General features: G+C 37.2%; 25 protein-coding genes. 16 read left to right on the top strand and 9 right to left on the bottom strand.

What is annotated here, in order from left to right; all coding sequences use genetic code 11:
* Positions 1-761 precede the first annotated feature (761 nt).
* The 14 genes from glgB (at position 762) to LUD75_RS07525 (ending at position 12,112) form a co-directional block, all read left to right on the top strand.
* On the top strand, positions 762-2,711 hold the full coding sequence (gene glgB, locus LUD75_RS07590) for a 1,4-alpha-glucan branching protein GlgB (RefSeq protein WP_232705632.1): 1,950 nt from the start codon (positions 762-764) through the stop codon (positions 2,709-2,711).
* A 17-nt stretch (positions 2,712-2,728) separates the two neighbouring features.
* On the top strand, positions 2,729-4,135 hold the full coding sequence (locus tag LUD75_RS07585; protein ID WP_232705083.1) for a glycogen/starch synthase: 1,407 nt from the start codon (positions 2,729-2,731) through the stop codon (positions 4,133-4,135).
* Between the two features lie 87 nt (positions 4,136-4,222).
* Positions 4,223-5,491, top strand: a complete 1,269-nt coding sequence (locus LUD75_RS07580; protein ID WP_232705082.1) for a glucose-1-phosphate adenylyltransferase — start codon at positions 4,223-4,225, stop codon at positions 5,489-5,491.
* Between the two features lie 96 nt (positions 5,492-5,587).
* Entirely contained in the window at positions 5,588-6,349 is a 762-nt protein-coding gene (locus LUD75_RS07575; RefSeq protein WP_232705081.1) for a DUF3108 domain-containing protein, read from the top strand.
* Positions 6,350-6,474: 125 nt separating this feature from the next.
* Positions 6,475-6,888, top strand: coding sequence for an SRPBCC domain-containing protein (locus tag LUD75_RS07570; RefSeq protein ID WP_232705080.1), 414 nt, complete (start codon positions 6,475-6,477; stop codon positions 6,886-6,888).
* Complete coding sequence (locus LUD75_RS07565; RefSeq protein WP_232705079.1) at positions 6,888-7,340, top strand: SRPBCC domain-containing protein; 453 nt, start codon at positions 6,888-6,890, stop codon at positions 7,338-7,340. The genes LUD75_RS07570 and LUD75_RS07565 overlap by 1 nt, the downstream gene beginning before the upstream one ends.
* A 50-nt stretch (positions 7,341-7,390) precedes the next feature.
* Entirely contained in the window at positions 7,391-8,242 is an 852-nt protein-coding gene (locus LUD75_RS07560) for a VOC family protein (protein ID WP_232705078.1), read from the top strand.
* A 12-nt stretch (positions 8,243-8,254) separates the two neighbouring features.
* On the top strand, positions 8,255-8,698 hold the full coding sequence (locus LUD75_RS07555; protein ID WP_232705077.1) for an SRPBCC domain-containing protein: 444 nt from the start codon (positions 8,255-8,257) through the stop codon (positions 8,696-8,698).
* Between the two features lie 3 nt (positions 8,699-8,701).
* On the top strand, positions 8,702-9,226 hold the full coding sequence (locus tag LUD75_RS07550; RefSeq protein ID WP_232705076.1) for a DinB family protein: 525 nt from the start codon (positions 8,702-8,704) through the stop codon (positions 9,224-9,226).
* On the top strand, positions 9,226-10,002 hold the full coding sequence (locus LUD75_RS07545) for an alpha/beta hydrolase (protein WP_232705075.1): 777 nt from the start codon (positions 9,226-9,228) through the stop codon (positions 10,000-10,002). Before LUD75_RS07550 ends, LUD75_RS07545 begins: the two co-directional genes overlap by 1 nt.
* A 25-nt stretch (positions 10,003-10,027) precedes the next feature.
* Complete coding sequence (locus LUD75_RS07540) at positions 10,028-10,474, top strand: VOC family protein (RefSeq protein WP_232705074.1); 447 nt, start codon at positions 10,028-10,030, stop codon at positions 10,472-10,474.
* A 181-nt stretch (positions 10,475-10,655) separates the two neighbouring features.
* Positions 10,656-11,093: a VOC family protein gene (locus LUD75_RS07535; protein ID WP_232705073.1), complete on the top strand. Its 438-nt coding sequence runs from the start codon at positions 10,656-10,658 to the stop codon at positions 11,091-11,093.
* Positions 11,094-11,099: 6 nt separating this feature from the next.
* Positions 11,100-11,666 (top strand): dihydrofolate reductase family protein, encoded by a 567-nt coding sequence (locus LUD75_RS07530; protein WP_262908183.1) that lies wholly within the window; start codon positions 11,100-11,102, stop codon positions 11,664-11,666.
* Positions 11,667-11,668: 2 nt separating this feature from the next.
* Positions 11,669-12,112: an SRPBCC domain-containing protein gene (locus LUD75_RS07525; protein WP_232705071.1), complete on the top strand. Its 444-nt coding sequence runs from the start codon at positions 11,669-11,671 to the stop codon at positions 12,110-12,112.
* A 50-nt stretch (positions 12,113-12,162) separates the two neighbouring features.
* Here the strand turns inward: LUD75_RS07525 and LUD75_RS07520 are convergent, their stop codons facing one another.
* Complete coding sequence (locus LUD75_RS07520) at positions 12,163-12,723, bottom strand: hypothetical protein (protein ID WP_232705070.1); 561 nt, start codon at positions 12,721-12,723, stop codon at positions 12,163-12,165.
* A 297-nt stretch (positions 12,724-13,020) separates the two neighbouring features.
* On the opposite strand from LUD75_RS07520, the gene LUD75_RS07515 reads away from it, so the two are divergent.
* Entirely contained in the window at positions 13,021-13,266 is a 246-nt protein-coding gene (locus LUD75_RS07515; RefSeq protein WP_232705069.1) for a hypothetical protein, read from the top strand.
* A gap of 92 nt (positions 13,267-13,358) precedes the next feature.
* Complete coding sequence (locus LUD75_RS07510; protein ID WP_232705068.1) at positions 13,359-14,003, top strand: DnaJ domain-containing protein; 645 nt, start codon at positions 13,359-13,361, stop codon at positions 14,001-14,003.
* Between the two features lie 290 nt (positions 14,004-14,293).
* On the opposite strand, the gene LUD75_RS07505 is transcribed toward LUD75_RS07510, so the two are convergent.
* The 8 genes from LUD75_RS07505 to LUD75_RS07470 form a co-directional block, all read right to left on the bottom strand.
* On the bottom strand, positions 14,294-14,956 hold the full coding sequence (locus LUD75_RS07505) for a GDSL-type esterase/lipase family protein (protein WP_232705067.1): 663 nt from the start codon (positions 14,954-14,956) through the stop codon (positions 14,294-14,296).
* 69 nt (positions 14,957-15,025) lie between these two features.
* The gene (locus LUD75_RS07500; RefSeq protein ID WP_232705066.1) at positions 15,026-15,454 is read right to left on the bottom strand and encodes a hypothetical protein; all 429 of its coding nucleotides are present in this window, start codon (positions 15,452-15,454) and stop codon (positions 15,026-15,028) included.
* Positions 15,455-15,607: 153 nt separating this feature from the next.
* Positions 15,608-16,672, bottom strand: a complete 1,065-nt coding sequence (locus tag LUD75_RS07495; protein WP_232705065.1) for an endonuclease — start codon at positions 16,670-16,672, stop codon at positions 15,608-15,610.
* A gap of 195 nt (positions 16,673-16,867) precedes the next feature.
* Complete coding sequence (locus LUD75_RS07490; RefSeq protein WP_232705064.1) at positions 16,868-17,944, bottom strand: endonuclease; 1,077 nt, start codon at positions 17,942-17,944, stop codon at positions 16,868-16,870.
* Between the two features lie 116 nt (positions 17,945-18,060).
* Positions 18,061-19,263 (bottom strand): ABC transporter permease, encoded by a 1,203-nt coding sequence (locus tag LUD75_RS07485; RefSeq protein ID WP_232705063.1) that lies wholly within the window; start codon positions 19,261-19,263, stop codon positions 18,061-18,063.
* A 12-nt stretch (positions 19,264-19,275) separates the two neighbouring features.
* Positions 19,276-19,635, bottom strand: a complete 360-nt coding sequence (rbfA, locus tag LUD75_RS07480; protein WP_232705062.1) for a 30S ribosome-binding factor RbfA — start codon at positions 19,633-19,635, stop codon at positions 19,276-19,278.
* 108 nt (positions 19,636-19,743) lie between these two features.
* Complete coding sequence (locus LUD75_RS07475; protein ID WP_232705061.1) at positions 19,744-20,898, bottom strand: alpha/beta hydrolase-fold protein; 1,155 nt, start codon at positions 20,896-20,898, stop codon at positions 19,744-19,746.
* Positions 20,888-21,877, bottom strand: coding sequence for an alpha/beta hydrolase (locus tag LUD75_RS07470; RefSeq protein WP_232705060.1), 990 nt, complete (start codon positions 21,875-21,877; stop codon positions 20,888-20,890). The genes LUD75_RS07475 and LUD75_RS07470 overlap by 11 nt, the downstream gene beginning before the upstream one ends.
* Positions 21,878-21,954: the final 77 nt, after the last annotated feature.

Below are 21,954 nucleotides of genomic sequence, written 5' to 3'. Positions count from 1 at the left end.
TCCTCCGTATAGCAATAGCTCTGTTTCTTATAATTATACACGATCGGCGCATTCATTTCAGACTTCATGTATTCAGCCAGAGTTTTTGGATTACCCGTTTGCTGGATGTTGACCAAATTGTGTATTCTGATGATAATTCTAATGTCCATAAAGGCAAAATGCAATACGAAACACAATTTTAATATATCGTACTGCAATAATATTTCAGTGATTCGTTATTTATTTGCAAACCTACATTTGCACATTCAATTTTTTGTACGGTTTTCCGTAAAAGACAAAATATTCTCAAAAAAATCAGAAAAAAATTACCTATTCCTATTTTGCATATATAACTTATTGATGTTCTAATTGAAAACAAAGTATAAAAGTCACAATCCATCTCAATGCAAGTGGAAAACAAATCCAATAACTTACCACAAAACATTAACAAAACACCAAAAAAGACAAGATTGAAAAAGAATTATGGTTAAGCGTTGTCGTAGGAAACCTTGTTGTAGACAATGTTGGCGATATGGTCTATGTTCGTGAAAAATGGAAAAACCAAAGCGGATTAAAAAAAAAACAGAAGCCAAAAATCATCAAAATGATTTCGGGCATAATGAAGGATTTAACTCCATAGTAACTAAGGCCACCTTCAATCTATCACGTATTATCAAATTAACAAAAAAAAATTCTATGTATCGATTAATTTCTTTATCTTGGTAAGGTTGTAATATTTGATCATAAATCATTTATCAATTATCATTCACCAGCAATATTCTATGACCGTTCAGCCTTATTCTCTATTTTCCGATTTTGATATTTATCTTTTCCGCTCGGGAAAACACACCAGACTTTACGAAAAGTTTGGTTCTCACAAAGTTGAAGTGGATGGCGTTTCCGGCGTTTATTTTTCAGTTTGGGCACCAACGGCAACGGAAGTTTCTGTGATCGGAAATTTCAACCAATGGAATTCGTTTTCTCATCAATTGGCGGGACGTTGGGACCAATCTGGGATTTGGGAAGGTTTTATTCCAGGTCTTGATTTTGGGGAAGTTTACAAATACGGAATCCGAACCAACACAGGAATTCTGCTGGAAAAAGCAGATCCTTACGCTCTTTGTCTGGAAAACGCTTTGCAGGCAGGTTCAATAGTTGCCACTACTTGGTGCGAATGGGAAGACAAAGAATGGATGAAAAACCGCGCAAAGCACAACAGCCTGGAATCTCCAATGTCTGTCTACGAAGTCCATCTGGGTTCGTGGATGCGCGATCCGGGAAATCCAGAACGCTATCTCAGTTATGGTGAAATTGCAGACAAACTTGTTCCTTATCTCAAAGCCATGAATTTTACCCACGTAGAATTTATGCCCGTTATGGAATATCCTTATGATCCAAGTTGGGGTTACCAAATCACTGGATTTTATGCTGCTACAAACAGGTTTGGATCTCCTCAGGATTTAATGTATTTGATTTCTGAGCTTCATAAAAATAATATTGGCGTTTTCCTGGATTGGGTGCCTTCCCATTTTCCGGGCGATGCCAATGGTTTACATTTTTTCGATGGTTCTTTTTTGTATGAACACGAAGATCCGAGAAAAGGTTTTCACCCCGACTGGAAATCTTATATTTTCAATTACGGAAGACCAGAGGTCAAATCATTTTTAATTTCAAATGCCATCTTTTGGCTGGATCGTTATCATGCAGATGGTTTGAGAGTAGATGCCGTTACATCAATGCTGCATCTCGACTATTCCAGAAATGAAGGCGAATGGGAACCGAATATTTACGGAACCAATGTGAATCTGGAAGCGAAACAATTCCTTCAGGATTTTAATATCGCGGTTTATGGCGAATTTCCGGATGTGCAAACAATTGCTGAAGAAAGCTCCGACTTTCCAAGACTTACAAAACCTGTCCACGCTGATGGAATCGGCTTCGGGATGAAATGGATGATGGGCTGGATGCACGATACTTTGGATTATTTCAAAGAAGATCCGATTGCGAGGAAATATCATCACAACAAGATCACTTTCACAAGTGTCTATATGTATAATGAAAATTATATGATGCCACTTTCTCACGACGAAGTAGTTCACGGAAAAAGTAGTTTAATTTATAAAATGCCCGGCGACGAGTGGCAAAAGTTTGCTAATCTGCGTGCGATGTATGTTTACATGTTCACAAATCCGGGCGCAAAATTACTCTTTATGGGCGACGAAATTGCCCAAACCAACGAATGGAATTTCACAACCTCATTAGATTGGCATTTGCTGGAATATCCGATTCATAAAAACCTTCAGGAGTTTGTAAGAGATCTTAATGGACTTTATAAATCAAATCCGGCTTTGTACGAACAGCAGTTTTCGCCAAATGGTTATGAGTGGATCAACGCCGATGATTGTGATAACTCAATTTTTATTTTTCTGAGAAAAAGTAAAAACAACAAAGAAGTTTTGATGACAGTTCTGAACCTGACGCCAAACACTTTTGATTACAGAATTGGCGTTGAGAAAGATACAAAATGGGAAGTCATGCTAAATTCTGATGATGAAAAATACAGCGGAAGCGGAGTTGAAGCGGTAATTTCTCAAGAATTGGATGAAGGCTGGGACAATAAGGAAAACTCAATTATTTTAAAATTACCACCATTGTCAGGTTTGGTTTTAAAACAGTCAAAAGTGAGTAAGCCAAAACTGGAGAAACCAAAAGTTACTAAAAAGAAAAAATAATCTTGTAAGAGAAAAATATGAAAATATTTCACCTTTCTATGGAGTGTTATCCTGTTGCAAAAGTCGGCGGACTTGCAGATGTAGTGGGAGCATTGCCAAAATATCAGAACCAAATGGGATTGGATGCCAGCGTGATTATGCCCTGGTACAACAAACCTTTTTTCTATAACCACGATTTCGAAGTGGTGTTTGATGGTTTTATCCATCAGTCTTTTCATATGTATCAGGTTCAGGTTTTCAAAGAGAAAAGCAATGCGCTTGGTTTTGACCTTTATCTGGTTAAAATTCCAGGACTTCTGGATCGGGAAAGTGTTTATGGCTATTGGGACGAGAGTCAGCAGTTCATCGCTTTCCAGCACGGTGTTCTGCATTGGCTGAGTGCGATGCATATTCGTCCGGACGTTTTTCATTGCCACGATTATCACACAGGATTGGTTCCGTTTATGATTGATAATTGTTATGAATTTCAGTATTTAAAAGGTGTAAAAACAGTCGGAACTATTCATAACGGCGAATATCAGGGAAGTATGGATTGGAAAATGTCCAGTTTTCTGCCACATTTTGATGGCTGGAAATCCGGACTTCTGGATTGGAGTGGCAGAATCAATCCAATGGCGGCGATGATCAAGAGTTGCAATGCTTTCAATGCAGTTTCAGGTGGCTATCTAGAAGAATTGTTTTACAGTTTTCAAGGTCTGGAACCATTGATGAATCAGGAAAGACAGAAAGCTTTCGGAATTATCAACGGAATTGATATGGAAGTTTGGGATCCCGAAAAGGATGAAATGCTGAAATTTAATTATAACAAAGATTACGCAGAAGAAGGAAAATGGGAAAACAAGAAAGTAATCTGCGCAGAATACGGACTGAATCCAAATCTTCCACTATTCGGTTTTATCGGACGTTTTGCCGGTGAAAAAGGCGCCGATCTTTTACCCGAGATTGTAGAAAGGAGTATCCAGGAAACCAATGGCTCGTTGAATATTATTGTTTTGGGTTCTGGAAATCAGGAGATTGAAAATAAACTCAAAGAATTACAATACAAATACAATATCAATCTGGCGATAGATTTGGGCTACAAAGAATATTTATCACACCAGATTTATGCATCAGCAGATTTTTTATTAATGCCAAGCAGAGTAGAACCTTGTGGACTGAACCAAATGTATGCGATGAGATACGGAACTGTTCCGATTGTGCGATACACTGGCGGATTGCGTGATACGGTTCAGGATATTTCCACTGGCGGAAGCGGACTGAATTTTACCAATGCGGGTGCAGAAGATGCTGTTCACGCCATCAAAAGAGCATTACACATCTACAGCCAAAAGGATTTGATGAAAGGTTTAATCTACAGCAATATGTCTTTTGATTTCTCCTGGGAAAAGTCAGCAAGAAATTATGAAAATCTTTATAATTACTAATAATTTCCATTCACATTGGCTTAATATTGGTAAATAAATTTTAACTTTAGTCAAATAATAAACTTATAAAAATAACCAAACACATCTATGAAAGAAAGTGTAATCTCCATTGTCTTAGGAGGCGGAAGAGGAAGCCGGCTTTTCCCATTGACCAATACAAGATCAAAACCAGCAGTTCCGATTGCAGGAAAATACCGTTTGGTAGATATTCCAATTTCAAATTGTCTTAATTCGGGACTCAACAGAATTTTGGTTCTGACTCAGTTTAATTCTGCATCATTAAATTCTCACATCAAAAATTCTTATCACTTTGATATTTTCAGCAAAGGATTTGTAGATATTTTGGCAGCTGAGCAAAATGTTGAAAATGAAAACTGGTATCAAGGAACGGCGGATGCAGTTCGTCAAACGATGAAACATTTGGAAAAATATGAGTACGAATATATTCTAATCCTTTCCGGAGATCAGCTTTATCAGATGGATTTTAAGGAAATGATAGAATTTCATAAAGAAAACGGCGGCGATATTACCATTGCAACCATCCCTGTAAATGCCAAAGATGCTACAGGTTTCGGAATTATGAAAGCGGATGAGGAAGGCAATATTACTTCTTTTACAGAAAAACCAAGCTATGAAGTATTGGGCGACTGGAAATCCGAAGTAAGCGACGAAAGCAGAAACCAAGGGAAGGAATATCTGGCTTCTATGGGAATCTACGTTTTCAGCAAAAATGTTCTGAGAAAATTATTTGATGAGCACGAAGGCGATGATTTCGGTAAAGATTTTATTCCGGCTGCTATTGGAAACTACAGTGTTTTGAGTTATCAGTATGATGGCTATTGGACAGATATTGGGACGATAGAATCTTTCTACGAAGCGAATTTAGATCTTGCTCAGGATTTGCCTCAATTCAATTTATTTAGCTCAAATCCTATTTATACGAGAGCGAGAATGCTTCCACCTTCCAAAATCAATGGATCTTACGTAAGCAAAACCATTATTGGAGACGGATGTATTATTTTAGCAGATAAAATAGAAAATTGCATCATTGGCAACAGAACCAGAATCGATCGTGGTTCTACGATTGTCAATTCTTATGTAATGGGAGCAGATTATTACCAGACTGCCCAGCAAGTTGCTCAGAATGAAGCTGATAATATTACAAGTATGGGCATTGGAAAGTATTGCTACATCGACAAGGCTATTCTGGACAAAAACTGTTACATTGGGAATAATGTAAGAATCATAGGAGGGAAACACCATCCGGACGGCGATTACGACACGCATTCTATCAAAGAAGGAATTGTGGTTGTAAAGAAGAACGCAGTCATTCCGGACGGAACCAATATTATGTAATTTTAATATACATTTACAAAACCCTTCGCCAAGAAGGGTTTTTGTTTTTTAAATTTGGCAAATAATTTGTCTTAGAATATTTACAAACAACAATTAATGAAGAATATTTTTTTATTTGTCGGAATTTTTATCTTTTCTGCGCTTTCTGCTCAGTTCGATAATATCAATGCAGGGGAAACCATCAGTTTTAGAATTCACTACGGATTTATTACGGCTGGTAACGCAACGTTGTCAACCACCAAAACTTCTTATAACGGTCAGCCTGCTTTCTACGTGAGAGGCGTTGGGAAAACTAGTGGAGCAGCCAAAGCTTTCTTCAAAGTTGAAGATGTCTATGAAAGTTATATCAGTGCCAGAAAAGAGCCGCTTTACTATGTCAGAAATGTTTCCGAAGGCAGTTACACACAGCATTTGCAAAGTACTTTCAATACCAATAATAATACTTTGGTTTTAGTCGATAAAAAACATACGGACAGACCGGCAAAAACGATTAAAGTTCCCAATGATGTTCAGGATATTCTGTCGTGCTTCTATTATTTGAGAAGTATGGACAATCTGAAAGTTGGGAGCGTAGTGAAAATGAATGTTTGGATTGATGACGAATTATTTCCGTTTCAGCTGAAAGTGGTGGGAACTGAAAACCTTTCTACCAAGTTTGGTAAAATCAATTGCTTGAAAATTATTCCTTCAGTAATCAGCGGCAGAGTTTTCAAAGACAAAGAGGGTGTCACAATGTGGGTGACGAATGATCAAAACAGGGTTCCGGTTCTGATAAAAGCAGAATTAGCGGTAGGCTCACTCAAGGCAAGTATTGACAGTTACAGCAATGTCAAATACCCTTTGAACTTCAAAAAATAATTATATTGAAAATCACTCTATTACGGGTGATTTTTTGTTTTATTAAGAAGATATTGCCTTATGACAAGTTGCGAATTGCAGAAGAATTTTAACTTTGAAATAAAACAAATTCAAAACAACTAAAAATGCAAAAACTTACAGTCACAACAGAGATTAACAAGCCTGTAAACGAAGTCTGGGATTTCTTCAACAATCCAAAACATATCGTTAATTGGAACTTCGCCCACGAAAGTTGGGAATGCCCGTCGGCAAAGAACAATTTGGAAGCTGGCGGAAAACTTGAAGTGAGAATGCAGGCTAAGGACGGAAGTTTTGGTTTCGATCTGGTTGGGATTTATGATGAGGTTAATGAAAATCAAAATCTGAAATATCATTTAGAAGATGGCAGAAATATCGAAGTGATTTTTGAAAAAATATCTTATGATAAAACAAAAGTCACAGAAAATTTTGATCCTGAAAATCAAAATCCTTTTGAGTTTCAGAAAGAAGGGTGGCAGGCGATTTTGGATAATTTCAAAAAATATGCTGAAAGCCATTAATGATGGATGCTCATAGTTTTAATATCAGCTTCCTGATCGATCAGACACCAAAAGAAGTTTTTGATGCAGTTGTAAATGTTCGTGGCTGGTGGTCGCAGGATTTGGAAGGCAGTTCAGAAAAGTTAGATGACGAATTTTCTTACAGACACGGCGATATTCATTACTCAAAACACAAATTGATAGAAGTGATTCCAAACGAAAAAATAGTTTGGTTGACTCTGGACAGCAAACTCACATTCGTCGAAAAACAAGATGAGTGGAATGGTACCAAAATGATATTTGAAATTTCAAAACAAGATGAAAAAACCAAATTGGAGATTGTCCATTCAGGTTTGATTCCAGAATTTCAGTGTTATGAAGGATGTTCAAAAGGCTGGACATATTATCTTCAGAACAGTTTATTACCATTGATAACCAAAGGACAAGGCAATCCTGATCTAAGTAAAAGATAGTTTGATATTATTGATCTAACATCTAAAGTCTAATTTCTAATACCTCAATTATGAATAACGATATTTTTCCCTGCATTTGGTTCAATCAAAACGGGAGCGAAGCGGCTAAATTTTACACTTCAATTTTCAAAAACTCAAAAATTACAGTTGATACACAGATCGTCATCAATATAGAAATTGAGGGTCAAAAGTTAATGTTTCTGAGTGTTGGTCCGCAATTCAAGCCTAATCAAACTTTATCTTTGATGCTGATGTGTGATTCCCACGAGGAAGTGGAAGATTACTATCAAAGACTTTCCGAAAATGGAAAAGTAATGATGGAACTGAACTCTTATCCCTGGAGTGAAAAATACGCTTGGGTAGAAGATCAGTACGGAATCTCGTGGCAATTGTATTATGCATCGGAAAAAGCAAAACAGAAATTTTCTCCGACAATGATGTTCACCGGAACCAATGCCGGAAAATGCAGAGAAGCCATCAGTTTTTACACCGATATTTTCCCAAATTCTCAAGTTGAAGGAATTATGGATTATCCGGAAGGACAAGGCGAACCAGCCGGAAATATTGCCCATTCTCAGTTTCAAATCGATAATTACACGATGATGGCGATGGACAGTTCCCACGATCACAAAGTCCAATTTTCAGAAGGCACATCAATGGTCGTGATGACAAATGATCAGGAAGAAACTGATTTTTACTGGAACAAACTGACGGAAGGCGGCGAAGAAAGTATGTGCGGCTGGTTCAAGGATAAATATGGTTTCAGCTGGCAGATCACCCCAAAACGGCTGATCGAACTAACAAATAGCGGCAATCCGGAAACTTCCAAAAAAGCATTCGACGCTATGCTGAAAATGAAAAAAATCATTATCAAAGATATAGAAGACGCCGTAAATTCTTAAAATCAAAAAGTTATGGAAACATTAAAGTATCAAACAGAAATTAATGCATCTGCAGAAAAAGTCTGGGATGTTTTGTGGAATGAAAATACCTATTCCAAATGGACGCATTTTTTCAGTCCGGACTCTAATATGGTAACCGATTGGGAAGTTGGCGGCAAAACTTACTTTACCGACAGCAGCAAAAAGAACGGAATGGTAAGTACAATCGAACGTATTGAAGAACCAAAACATTTGGTGTTTAAACATTTGGGCGAAATTACGGATGGCGTAGAAGATGTTACCAGCGACAAAGTGAAAGCCTGGAACGGTAGTCTGGAAGGCTATTATCTCGAAGAAAATAATGGAAAAACAATTTTGAAAGTAGAAGTTGATTCCAATGACGAATTCAAAGATATGTTTGACAACGGTTTCAAAAAAGGTTTGGAAATCATCAAAGAATTATCTGAAAAAAAATAAAAAATGGACACGCCAAAATCAAACAAACTGGATATCATTATTCCTGCATTTCGTGGTCATTCGCAAAACTTCTTACTGGTTTTGGATGGCATTTCAGAGGAAGATGCAAAGAAAAGAATCGAAGGGAAAACCAATCACATTGTCTGGATGGCTGGTAATTTCCTCGATATGCGTTATGCTTTGGGAAATGTCCTGGGACTGGATGAGAAAAATCCACAAGGCGAATTGTTCTTTCAGGGAAAAGCGCTGGACGAGAATTTTGTTTATCCGACTTTGGAAGAATTGAAAGAAAGTTTTCACAAGATTTCGCCTTTGGTTTACCAAAAGCTTTTGGAAATTTTTGATGAGGAATTGGACAAAGCTTTCCCAATGGGAATGAACATCGATTTTTTCCCAGAGAATGTTCTCAATTTTGTGGGAATGTGTATCGGAAGAGAAGATTATCTCTGCGGACAAATTGGCTTAATGCGAAGAATTCTCGGCTACGAAGGGATGAAATACGATTTCGACACCAATATGAAATATTAATGGAACCAATCTTAAAAGGCTTCAAAAACGCTAACGGAATCAATCTTTACTATGAAATATACGGTGAAGGAAAACCGTTGGTGCTGATTCACGGAGGCGGCTCTTCCGGCTTTTTTGACTTTGAAGAAACTGTAAAAAGACTATCTGATAATTTTCAGTTGATCCTAATCGATTTGCAAAATCACGGAAGATCTGAGCATCGCGATATTCTGGAAACTTTTGATCAGGATGCAAAAGATATTGTGGCTGTGTTAGATCAATTAAATATAGACAAAGCAATGTTTTTTGGTTTCAGTAATGGTGCAACAACTGCTTTGAAAATCGTCCATCATTTCCCTGAAAGGGTTGAGAAAATAATTTTCGCTTCAGGAAACACCAGCAGAAACGGACTCATCGACGGATTCTTTGAGAATATGCTGGCTTCAACTGTAAAAGATATGCCGGAATATCTCAAGTCAAATTTCCAGAAACTTAATCCTGATTTGGACAAATTCTACAATATGTTCGAAAAAGACAGCCAGAGAATGGTTCATTTCAAAGATTTTGAAGATGACATTTTAGAAAATATAAATATTCCGGTTTTCCTAATCGCCGGCGACCGAGATGTTGTGAAAGCAGAACATTTTGTAGAACTGAACCGGAAAATTCCAAATTCCCGGCTGATGATTTTGCCCGCAACGCACGGCAATTACATAATGGCTGACGAAAACGGAAAAACAAACACAGAATTGATTGATTTTACAACTAATCAAATCAAATTTTTTTTAACTTCATAAATTAAACTATAAAAATCAACAAACTATGGCAACAGTAAACCCTTATCTCACATTCCACGGACAGTGCGAAGAAGCTTTCAAATTTTATGAATCCGCATTCGGGACCAAAGTTCCTTTTTGGGGAAGATTTGGCGAAATGCCTCCAATGGAAGGAATGCCGCCTCTGGCGGACGAATATAAAAACCAAATTATGCACGTCTCACTTCCTATTTCCAAGGAAACTACTTTGATGGGCAGCGATTCACTTCCGGGAATGGGCGAGTACAAAAACGGCAACGACTTTTCAGTTTCCATCAACACAGAATCTAGGGAGGAAGCACTAAATCTTTTCACCAAACTTTCCGAAGGCGGCAAAGTGACGATGGAACTTCAAGACACTTTTTGGGGCGCTTATTTCGGGATGTGGGAAGACAAATTCGGAATCCAGTGGATGGTCAATTACGATGATCCAGCGAAGGCTCAGGCTCATTAATAAAATTCAAAAACCTTATTTTAACCACAAAAGTCACAAAAGATAAAGTTTATTTACTATGAAAATTTGAAGTTTAAAAAAGTAATAATAAGAATTAAAAACTTTGTCAACTTTATAAACTTTAGAAGATCTATTAGTTCTTTTGTGACTTTTGTGGTTTACAATTATTAAAAATTAAGTTATGCCAAAATTAAATTCATACCTCAATTTTGATGGGAAAGCGGAGGAAGCTTTCACATTTTACAAATCCGTCTTCGGCGGAGAATTCGTCGGCGGCGTGATGAAAATGGGTAATGCACCCGGAACGGAAAATCTTTCCGAAGATGATAAAAACCGAGTGATGCACATCGCATTGCCAATTGGAAAAGACTTATTGATGGCGTCTGACATCGTTCCGTCTATGGGTCAAAAACTAAATCAGGGAAATGGGAATTACATCTCAATTTTTCCGGAAAGCAGGGAAGAAGCGGACAGGATTTTTAATGCATTGTCTGCTGGTGGTGAAATAGAAATGCCAATGGAAGATCAGTTTTGGGGCGATTATTTCGGGAGCTTCAAAGATAAATTCGGCGTCTACTGGATGGTAAACTTTAGCAAAGATTCAGGCTACGAAGGATAATTGGCAATGAGAAAACTAATTTCTTTTATGCACATATCTCTCGACGGTTATGTGGCTGGTCCAAACGGAGAAATGGATTGGATAAAAGTTGACGATGAGATTTTTGATTTTGTAGCGAAACGCATTGGTGAAAGTGATACGGCAATGTACGGACGCGTGACTTACGAAATGATGGAAAGTTACTGGCCAACCGCAGCAGACAAACCGAATGCGAGCAAGCACGACAGAGAACATTCTAAATGGTATAAGGATGTTGAGAAAATCGTGTTGTCCAAGACATTGAAATGTAATCTTTCCAAAACAAAAGTAATCAATGATCATCTTGCGGAGTCAATCCATAAGATAAAGAGTGAAGCAGGAAATGATATACTGCTTTTTGGAAGCCCGTCAGCGACCCATTCGTTAATTCGTCAGAATTTGATTGACGGCTATTGGCTGTTTGTCAATCCAATAGTTTTGGGTTCAGGCATTCCGTTGTTTGTGGACATTAATGAAAAAATTAACCTGAAACTTTTGAGTACACACCAATTCGCCAATGGCGTAACTGAACTGAACTACATCACAGAAAAATAATTATGGAAAAACTGACGGCAAAAGCATCCATCGGAATCCAGAAACCGGTTTCGGAAATTTTTGAAGCAATAGTGAATCCGGAAATTATGCAGAATTATTTCATTTCAAAAGGTTCTGGAAGAATGGAAACTGGAAAGGAAATCTTCTGGTCATTTCCAGAGTTCGAAGGTTCTTATCCTTTGACGACGAAAGAAATAATCCCTGATGAAAAGATCATTTTTAGCTGGGATCCAAAGTCTGTTGTAACCATAGAATTACAGAAAATGTCTGAAAATGATACCGTTGTGAAAGTTTCAGAAGAAGGTCATCAAAGTGATGAAAAGGGAATCAAATGGGCAATAGGACAAACGGAAGGTTGGGCAAATTTCCTAGCGTGTATGAAAGCCTGGCTGGAATATGGAATTCATCTACGGAAAGGTGCTTTCGACTTTATGAAAACGAATTAGAATAAAAGCTTTCCGATTGCAAAGCTTTTTGATTTTGTATGCAGTTACTTTTACATTTTCCATAGGCTCCATTTTGATTTGATGGAGGTAGGATTTATAGCTTTCAGCTTTTCATAAAAAAGGAGAAAATTTTTGTTCCAAATAGTATAATTGTGTGCGAACTTGAAAATTAATTTTTCTTCTTTATGATTAATTTTGACTTGCCATATTGTACTGTTATTAATTCTGATGGAAGTCCTGCTTAATTCTGTAATGCTATTCAGATTAAATTTCGCAGTTTCGTTATTATCATTCAATACATAAAAATTTTCATCATCAAAATAAAACTCACCGTCCGAAATTATTTTCTTTTCGAGACCAAACAAAAAGGGTCTCTGTGAAATCTTATTGAGATTTTGAACATTTGAACTGGTGTATTCTAAGTTGTAATTTTTTGGTTTCGAACCAGCAATGTATTGTTTATAAACTTCGAATATGATTATAATTCCGAATCCTAAACCAGAAATCACGATTGCTAATAGAAAAAGAGTTTCCATTTCAGACAATGTATAAACAATGGTGATGAGAATTGCGGCATAGATTATTAAATAAATTATAAGTCTTTTAATCATAAAAAGTTGTTTTTATTTTTTTAGTCTCGTTTATCTAAAAACATTTCATTACCAAATTTACATAAAAGTTAAATTGCAATCTAATAACAAAAACCTTCAACTCTGCGAAGCGCGCCCCGGCTTGAACGTAGCTCTTTTTGTGATTGCGATTGTTGAAATAGTCAACTGAATGGTTCACTTCTTTCGCAATCACAAAAAAGCGGGAGTGGAAGACGGATAAAGGCGCCCAAGAAATTATTTAAGGTAAACAAATTCACATTGCGTCTTCCTAAATGTAAAACGTAAAATTTTAAAATAATGAAAAAAGGAATTTTAGCGATCGCAGGTTTGGCCGCCATCGCAATCATCGCAAAAAAAGCACAAAAAAGAAAAGCATTCGTAAAAGGGATTTTTGACGAATATGATGTGAAGGAAAGAACGCCGTTCGGTTTCGCAGACAGAATCAGAACAATGAATGACGAGGAGTACAACTCGCTGAAAGAGAAAGTGAGAACGCAATTCGGAAGAGGATGCTGCAAAAGCAGAACTGCGGAAGCGGAGTAATTTTTAGGAAATTAAATTAAATTGTTAGAAAAACGGGAAGTTATGCTTTCCGTTTTTTGTTTTTGAACGCGCGAAATCGTTAAATTTGTTCTGTGAAGGACTATTACTACTTTCTCGGGATTCCTCAAAATGCTTCTGCGGAAGACATCAAAAAAGCCTATCGGAAATTGTCTTTGAAATACCATCCGGACAAAAATGAGAACGATGACTACTTCTCCGACCGTTTCAAGGAAGTGAAGGAAGCGTACGAAACACTTACAGATCCTCAGCGAAAGACAATCTACGACCAGAATCTTGGCAGCCAGCAACGCAATGTCAAAAGTATTTTGCCTCCTAAGATCAAAAATTTTTCAGCCAGTAAAATCCGTGCTCAGAAAGATGAGGAAATTACAATCTATTGGAATACGTATGATGCTGATCTTGTGAAAATTGTGCCTTTCGGATTGGAAAAACCTAATGGTGAACGAACGATTAGGATTAAGGAATTTGATTCTCAGGGGAAATTTCAGATTTTACTTCACGCGACGAATACTATTCTTCACAAAACCGTTGTTCAGGGAATTACTATTACAGAAATGTTGGGAGCAGAAACTGAGTCTGACCAAAAAGAATCATTGAGCAATCCATCCGAATCTTTCCAGAAAGTCCAAAAAAAAGAAACCAAATCTAAAAGACTGGTTTCCTTAATTATATTTTTAGCATTGGCTGCTATGATCATCTGGCTGATGCTTAACTGATCTTTTCGCGACCAGGACACTTTTTGCAGCGTTTTCCTTTTTTGAATTTCTTACAACAGGTCTTTTTTCCACAATACATCTCTTCTGTATTTCCCAATGCGGGTGCGAGAGGTGCAATTCTAAATGCGATAACTGGCTGATTCATATCTGCAAATATATAGTAATTTAGACTAAATACAAATAGAAAATGAAATATTTGTTTATTTGCTTCGAGAGCCTTAGCATGACATTCTAATTTGTCAGTCTGCGGCTCTTGAAGCATTTAGAATTACAGTTGAGGTTCTCGAAAATTATTTTAGATATGGCGCCATTACCTTTGTCCAAAGTTGGTAGCCTTCCGGTTTCATATGCAGCATATCTTCTAAGAAAATGTCTGTTCTAACTTTTCCGTTTTCGTCGTTCATTACTTTTGTAATGTCAATGTAATCGGTTCGTTTTTGAGTTTTAAGATAGGATTCGATCATTTGATTGACTTCCGTTACGATTGGCCAGAATTGCTCTCGGCTTGGTGAGTATTTGATGGAAACATACGCTACGGGAACTTTCGGATATTTTGCTCTGATCTTTCCAAAAAATGTTTTGAATCTTTCAAATACTTCTGCAGCTGTTGGATTTTCCATTGCAACATCATTTTCGCCGCAGTAGATCAGAATCTGTTTTGGTTTGTAAGGATTCAGCAATTCATCAGAATAATTATTAAGATCCAATAATCTTGAGCCGCCAAAAGCTCGGTTGACAATTGTCTTCCCTGGAAAATAATCGCTGACATCTGTCCATTTTGTGAAAGACGAACTTCCAACCAACAAGATTGGTTTCCTCGGAATTCCGTTTTGTTGATCTAGTTTTTTGAATTCCTGAATCTCTTTCCAATATGGTTTTTCCTGACCAAAGAATAGGAGAGAGTTGAGAATGAAGGCTAAGAATAAAAATTTGAATAATCGGTAATGTCTCATTATTTAAAGGTTTTGAGATTTCAAGGTACAAAAAAACAGCTGCTTTGGGCAACTGTTCTGGTGATTTTATTATTTGTTTTTGTGTGCTTTTCCGTTATTGGATTTATACACTTTGGCTTTTTTTGCCATGTTTTTGTAGCGTTTGTTGTTGTTTTTGTTACTGTTATAAACGGCTACGGGATTTTTGCCTTTGTAATATTTGGTTTTGAACTTTGTGTATTTTGTAGGACCAAGGATTCTTTCTATCTCCGTGTATCTGTCTGTTCTCCATCGGTCTGGATTACTTCCGTAGACTCTGTTCCAGGCGTCGTAGTCTGCGTATCTGTCATTCAGGGCATAAAGTTCATTTGCCTGAGTTGCAGACAATACCAGATCTACCGCTACTGTCTGCCAGTTGACGTCTGTTACACTTCTTCTGTAATCATTGTAATAGTCTGACTGTGCATATCCCAAACTAAATGTTCCGAGGAATAATGCTGTGATCAATAATTTTTTCATTATTAATATTTTTTTATTTGTATCAATCCTATTTCCAATATAGATGCCAGAATCAGAATTTAATTCATAACATTTGTTAAATTAATTAAGAATATAAAAATGAAAAAGGCAGAAACGTTAATTTCTGCCTTGTCAATTGAGTATTATAGAATCTTATTCTACAATGAATTTAGTGTTCAATTCTCCGGTTTTAAGGATGTAAATTCCTTTAGGTAAATTATTCAAAGTAATTGTACTTCCGTTTTGGAAAGGATTTTCAATGGTCTGAACATTTTGTCCTACCATATTGTATATCATCGCTTTCTTGAATTGTTTCAAATCTTTGTCTCCGGTTACAGCAATTACATTTCCTTTTACAGGATTTGGTGCGATCGTCAGATTTTTAGAGAAAGAAGCATCATCTACCGCCATTGGCGCAGCGCCCCAGATTGCAGTAATCCATTCCGGATGATCGATGTACGGATTTCTGTTTCCCTGATAATTATAAACTGCAACATTTCTGTCAATCTCTTTTTGAGAAACCGGATCCTGCTGATTCCATTTCAATAGCATGGATAGGAAAGGCTCTGCAAAAACTTTGGTTTTAGAACCGTCGTACATATCGTAAACGAACGTTTGGATGTTGTTTTCGTAGCGTGTCGCAAAGTAAAAATAGATTCTTGCAAGGTCACCTTTGAACTCATTGATTGGCTCGAAAACCGTTCCGGCGTAACCATTTAGCTTGCTTGAACCCAACTTTGAACCGTTTTTTGAAGTCCAGCTCGCAGTTCCCACTTCCCCGTAAGGCCAGTTGCTTCTTTTTCCGTTCACATAGCCGTCCGTTGGTAAAAGGTGGTTGTAATCGTTGTGCATCGGCGTTCTATCATCAAATGTAGATTTGGGAATCGTGTGCTCTCTGTTGTAGCAAGATGCTTCGCCACTGTAATTTCCGCACTGGTTGGTTCCGATGCTGTATTTATAAGGATCTGCACCGGTCGGATTTTCTGAATAGATATCCAAAACACTATTGTCATTTTCATAGTATTTGTCTCTGTCCGCAGTAGAGAATACAGCCCAGTTATAACCTTTGTCCTGATGACCGTTTGTTATAATCTGACTGATTTTAGTCTTCAAAGCAAAACCGGTAAGTCCGGTGGTACCGTCGTAATAACCTGTTGGGATCTGAGCCAGTCCTAAGCCAAAAACACCTACAGATAGAAAAGAAATTATTTTTTTCATTAATTTTAATTAGGGCGGCTAAGGTATAAAAATATTTAAATATTAAAGTATTAAGTTGTTAACAATAGAGATTGTGAAATAGTGTTAAATAAATATTTTCAATTGATAATAAATTGAAAGTAGTTCATTACTGTTGTAAAATAAAAAAAGACAGAAATTAATTTCTGTCTTTTTCTTAATCATATTCTTTATTAATTATTCAATAATAAACTTAGTGTTTAATTCTCCGGTTTTCAGGATGTAAACGCCTTTTGGTAAATTGTTCAAAGTAATTATATTTCCGTTTTGGAAAGGATTTTCAATGGTCTGAACGTTTTGTCCAACCATATTGTAGATCATTGCTTTTGTAAATTTCTTCAAATCTTTGTCTCCAGTCACGTTGATCACATTTCCTTTCACAGGATTTGGAGCTATGTTAAGGTTTTTAGAAAAAGAAGCATCATCTACAGCCAGTGGAGCAGCGCCCCAGATTGCTGTTACCCATTCCGGGTGATCGATGAATGGATTTCTGTTATTCTGATAAGCATAAGCCGCGTTGTTTCTTGTGATTTCTCTTTGAGAAACAGGATCCTGCTGGTGCCATTGCAACATCAGATTAAGTTCCCAATCTGTAAGACCCTTGTTGACATTGCTTGTGTTAAGGATATTTCCGCTGGAGAATCCGGATAATCTTGTTTGATATCTTGTTACAAAATACAAAAGTACTCTCGCAACATCACCTTTGAACTCATTGATTGGTTCGAAAACAGTTCCGCCATAGCCTGCTGAAGTATTAGGGCCAACTTTAGAACCGTTTTTAGAAGTGTAGGAAGGATTGCTTACTTTCCCGTAAGGATAATTACTTCTCATTCCGTTCACTTTACCGTCCGTTGGCAAGATGTGCTGGATGTCAGAAACCATTGGACTCGCTTCATTGAAAAGACTTTGAGGAATCGAATGTTCTCTGTTGTAGCAATCGCCTTCTACAGAATAGTTTCCACATTTTTTCACACCGTGCTGATAATTGTAAGGATCAGCTCCCGTTGGATTTTCTGAGTAGATGTCCAAAACACTGCCGTCGTTTTCATAGAATTTGTCGGTGTCTGTAGATGGATAGCCATTGTAAAGATTATCATAACTTTTAGTCTGATAACCTGCGGTAATGATTTCGCCAAGTTTTGTTTTCAGTGCAAAACCGGTAAGTCCCGTTGCTGTACTGTAATAGTTTGCAGGTTCCTGGGCATTCGCAAACCCAAAAATTCCAACAAATAAAATAAGGATAGATTTTTTCATTTCAAAAAATTAGGGCGTAAAGTTAAGATTAAATTTTATTCAATATTCATTCCTAATATTTTTTAAGCAAAATTTAAGATGATGTAATATTTTGTTAAAATTCCTAAGGTAATTGTTTATTTCTCAACAAGATATCTCTTATTGATTTTTGAGAACAAAAGAGAAATAATAATCCCGAAAAACAAAGCCACTGCGGAAACTACCACGTAATTGAAGATCTCAATTTTCACGGGAAATGCCAGATTTTCACTCGCTTTGAAAAAGCCTGTCTGGATCTGCGTGAAACAAATCGCCGAGCCAATCAGAAGTCCGCACACAACTCCAAAAAATACAATCAGAAGTCCTGTAAAGAAATACGTCAGCCGAAGATCTGTTTTGTTGAAACCCAATGCAATCAAAGCTTTTGCCTGCTCTTTCTTATCAAGCTGAAGTATTGTAATCGCGCCGGCCAAATTGAAAGTCGTAATGAAAATCACCAGTCCGAAGATCAAATAAATCATCAGTTTCTCCGTATTGATCATCTTCCAAAACGCTGCATTTTCCTCAGATTTGGTATTGACAGTGATTTGATTACCAAACTCTTTAATTAGATTTGATTTTACCAATTCCGAATTCGCAGAGTTTTTCAGTTTGATCACAATTTGGTAACAAGCCGATTTTGGAAGTCCCAGAAGTTCCTGTGCCAATTCTATCGGCGCAATGATGTAATTATCCAGCTGATCATTTCCAGGAAAAATTCCGCTTACGAAAATATCTTTTTTATTAAAAATATCATTTTCCTGCTGTATGATTCCTTTCCCGGCTTTCGGCATCAGGATCGTTGCAAAATCCTCGCTGGAGTTCACGGGGAGCGAAAGTCTGTTGTCTAGACCATTTTCCATAATGACCTCATTGCTGTATTTGAAGTCAGGATACTTTCCGTAAAAAATAGTTTCGTTGATGGGATTGACGTGCGTGTAAGTGGAATCTACACCGCGCAGATAAGCAATCTCGCCATTGTCTTTGTAGCCGAGATAGACTTTTTCTTCTATGACTTTAGAAAAATTTGTAACATCGGTATTTTTCTGAAGCGCATTTTCCAGTTTATCAATATCGGGAATGATTTTTCCGTTCTTGCTTTTGATCGTAAGATCCGCGTGCAGATTGGCAATCATATCTTTGTTCAGCTCTTCCAGACCGGAAAAAACCGAGATGATGATGAACATTGCCGCCACTGCTGCCACCATTGCAAACGCCGCCAGCCACGTGATAAACGTAACGGCCGTGCTTCCTTTTTTAGAAATCAGGTATCGGGATGCTATGTAAAAAGCATTTCTCAATCTTTCGGGAAATTAAAGAATTGGGTTGTCGCCTTCGCCTTTCAGCTCTCTCTCGATGCGTTCTACATCATCAAGACTTGTGTCGATGTAAAAGGCAAGTTGCGGAATGATACGCACTTGCTTGGACATTTTCTGGCCGATGTAATTTCTGTAAAAAGAATTATTGGTGTTGATTTCCTTCATAATCGGCTTGCGCAATTCTGCCGGGAAAATGCTGAGGTATATTTTGGCAATGCTGAGATCCGGCGTTACCTTCACGTCCGAAACCGAAACCATAAAGCTCTGTTTGCTTTCTGATGCCTGCTTGCGGAAGATTTCTGCCATATCTTCCTGAATGATTTGTGCTACTTTTCGTTGTCTGTTACTTTCCATAAATGCTGCAAATTTAGTGTTTTTGTTTTGATTTTTGAGAAGCAAATTTCAGTAGTGACCGATGCTTTTGATATTATTAATTATTATGGCAGCCTATGCGATAAAAACCTATTTCAACAACCAGATTAAGCCCGCCTTCAATTCCCGTTTCCAGTAACTTTCAGAATGTGTTCCGTCTTCATCTATCTTTACAACGATATTCTTTTTCGGAACCGATTTTTTCAATAGTAATCCATTCACATTTTCAATTTCCGGCGCCATCGTTTCATCTTCATTTTTCCCGGCTACAAAATAGAATTTGGAATTTTTGAGATTGTTTTTGTTGACATTCAAATACATTTTCAGATCCTTGGAAACAAACCAAAACGCAGGACTGAAGATTCCCGCTTTTCCAAAAACATTCGGATATTTTGCAGAAGCATAAAGAGAAATTAATCCGCCCATCGAACTTCCAATGATGATGGTTTTGGATGACTGTCTTTCAGTTCTGTAAGTTTTATCGATGTAAGGTTTTAAAGTTTTAGCCAGAAATTCAACATAGAGATCGCCTTCACCGGTGGTTTTGTATTTCTCATTATTCCAGGGAGAATATTCTGCCAGACGCTTGTCGCCGCCATTATCGATTCCTATGACGATTGCAGATTTCCCGGTTTCTTCAAAAATTTGATTTAAGCTTTCATCCACGCTCCATTCGCCTGAAAAACTGGTGAAATCATCAAACAAATTTTGTCCGTCGTGCATATAAATGACGGGATATTTTTTCTTCGAAATTTCATAATCGGGTGGGAGATAGATCCAGATTTTCCGGCTTATATTCAGCTGTGGAATTGTAAAATTTTCACTGAGGATTTTGACATTCGATGCCAAAGTATGCTTCTTTTCTTTTGCCGTACTCCAGCCTTTGATTTGTAATTCTACCGTCTGAGCTTTGGTTGAATTTTCCAAAATCCGGTTTGATATTCCGTTTCCATTTTCATCCGTTTCGGAAAAATCCCAGCTTCCCTGCGTGATTTTATATTCAATCTTTTCTGTCTGAGAAGGAATTGTCAAAGAGTAATAGCCGTCAGTATTTTTCTTAAACTCAAATTTAGAGTCATCGGGTTTCCAGCCATTGATGTTGGAAGCCATAAAAATTTTTGCGTTCCCTTTCGTGTTCGCAGGAATATCTTTAATGTTAAATGTAATCTGTGCATTTGTCATTGCAAACATCAATACTGAAATGATTGAACAAAATCTTCTGAAAAGTAAATAATTAATTGACATAACTTGTATGAGATTTAATGAAATCTACGGTTTTCTTCGAAACGTCCTTGGCTTCATTCAGCGTAATATTTCCGAAAGTATGTTTTGCATTTTCTACAGCGTGCAGCTGATATGGAATTTTGTTCTTTTTCAAAGCTTCTTCCAACTGCTGAGACTGCGCAAAATTTACAACTGTATCTCCGGTTCCGTGAAAAATAAGAGTCGGCACAGTGGTTTTCGATACATATTTGATGGGAGAAAATGCCGTTGATTTTTCCACCACTTCTTTCTTGTTTGTATTAATGTCAAAACCTGTTAATTCTCGTATTTTATCGTGTCTGGTCTGAAATCTTTTAGGTGAATAAATTTTGAATAAGTTAAGTAAAATGCCATTTGCTTCCGTCTTGAAAAGCTCATTCAAATCCGTTGGTCCGTAGAAATCAACCACATATTTCAGATTTGGATAGGTGAGGTCTGAATTGTTTTTTTCAACATCCTGATTGTAAGCAGTCATCAGCGCAATGTGAGCGCCGGCAGAACCGCCCCAGATTCCCATATTCTGGGTGTCCATATTATATTTGTCAGCATTATCCTGTATCCATTTCAGGGCATCTTTGGTATCCTGCAAAGGTTTTTCGAGGTGTGTTTCCTTATTGAGTAAGGTGTAATTGATGCTAACAACTGTGTAATTATTTTTGAGAAGTTCTTCTAAAATATATTCTCTAAAGTTCTGTCTGATCATCGTTTTGTCGCCTTTGTCCCACGCGCCGCCGTGAACGTAGACCACAACTGGCGATTTTCCTTTGCCACTTGTTTTTGGCTGATAGATGTCGAGCGTCAGAGAATTGTTTTTGTACTCGATGTCATTATGCAGATTGAAATCGAACTTGAGTGCTGGCAGATTGATATCAGATTTTATTTTTTTTGCACTGAGTTTGTAGCTCAGAATACTCAGGATGATGAGAGAAAAAACGAGTATGATTTTATAAGTAGTCTTCATCTAAAGGCTTATGGAATCTCAAATATAGAAAAATTAAAGTTTAATATTATGTTAAATCGTAATTTATGAAAAATTTA

The organism is Epilithonimonas sp. JDS (assembly GCF_021261315.1).
Classification (GTDB): Bacteria; Bacteroidota; Bacteroidia; order Flavobacteriales; family Weeksellaceae; genus Epilithonimonas.
Note: the sequence above shows the minus strand (reverse complement) of the source record. Positions and strands in the feature narration are given on the sequence as shown.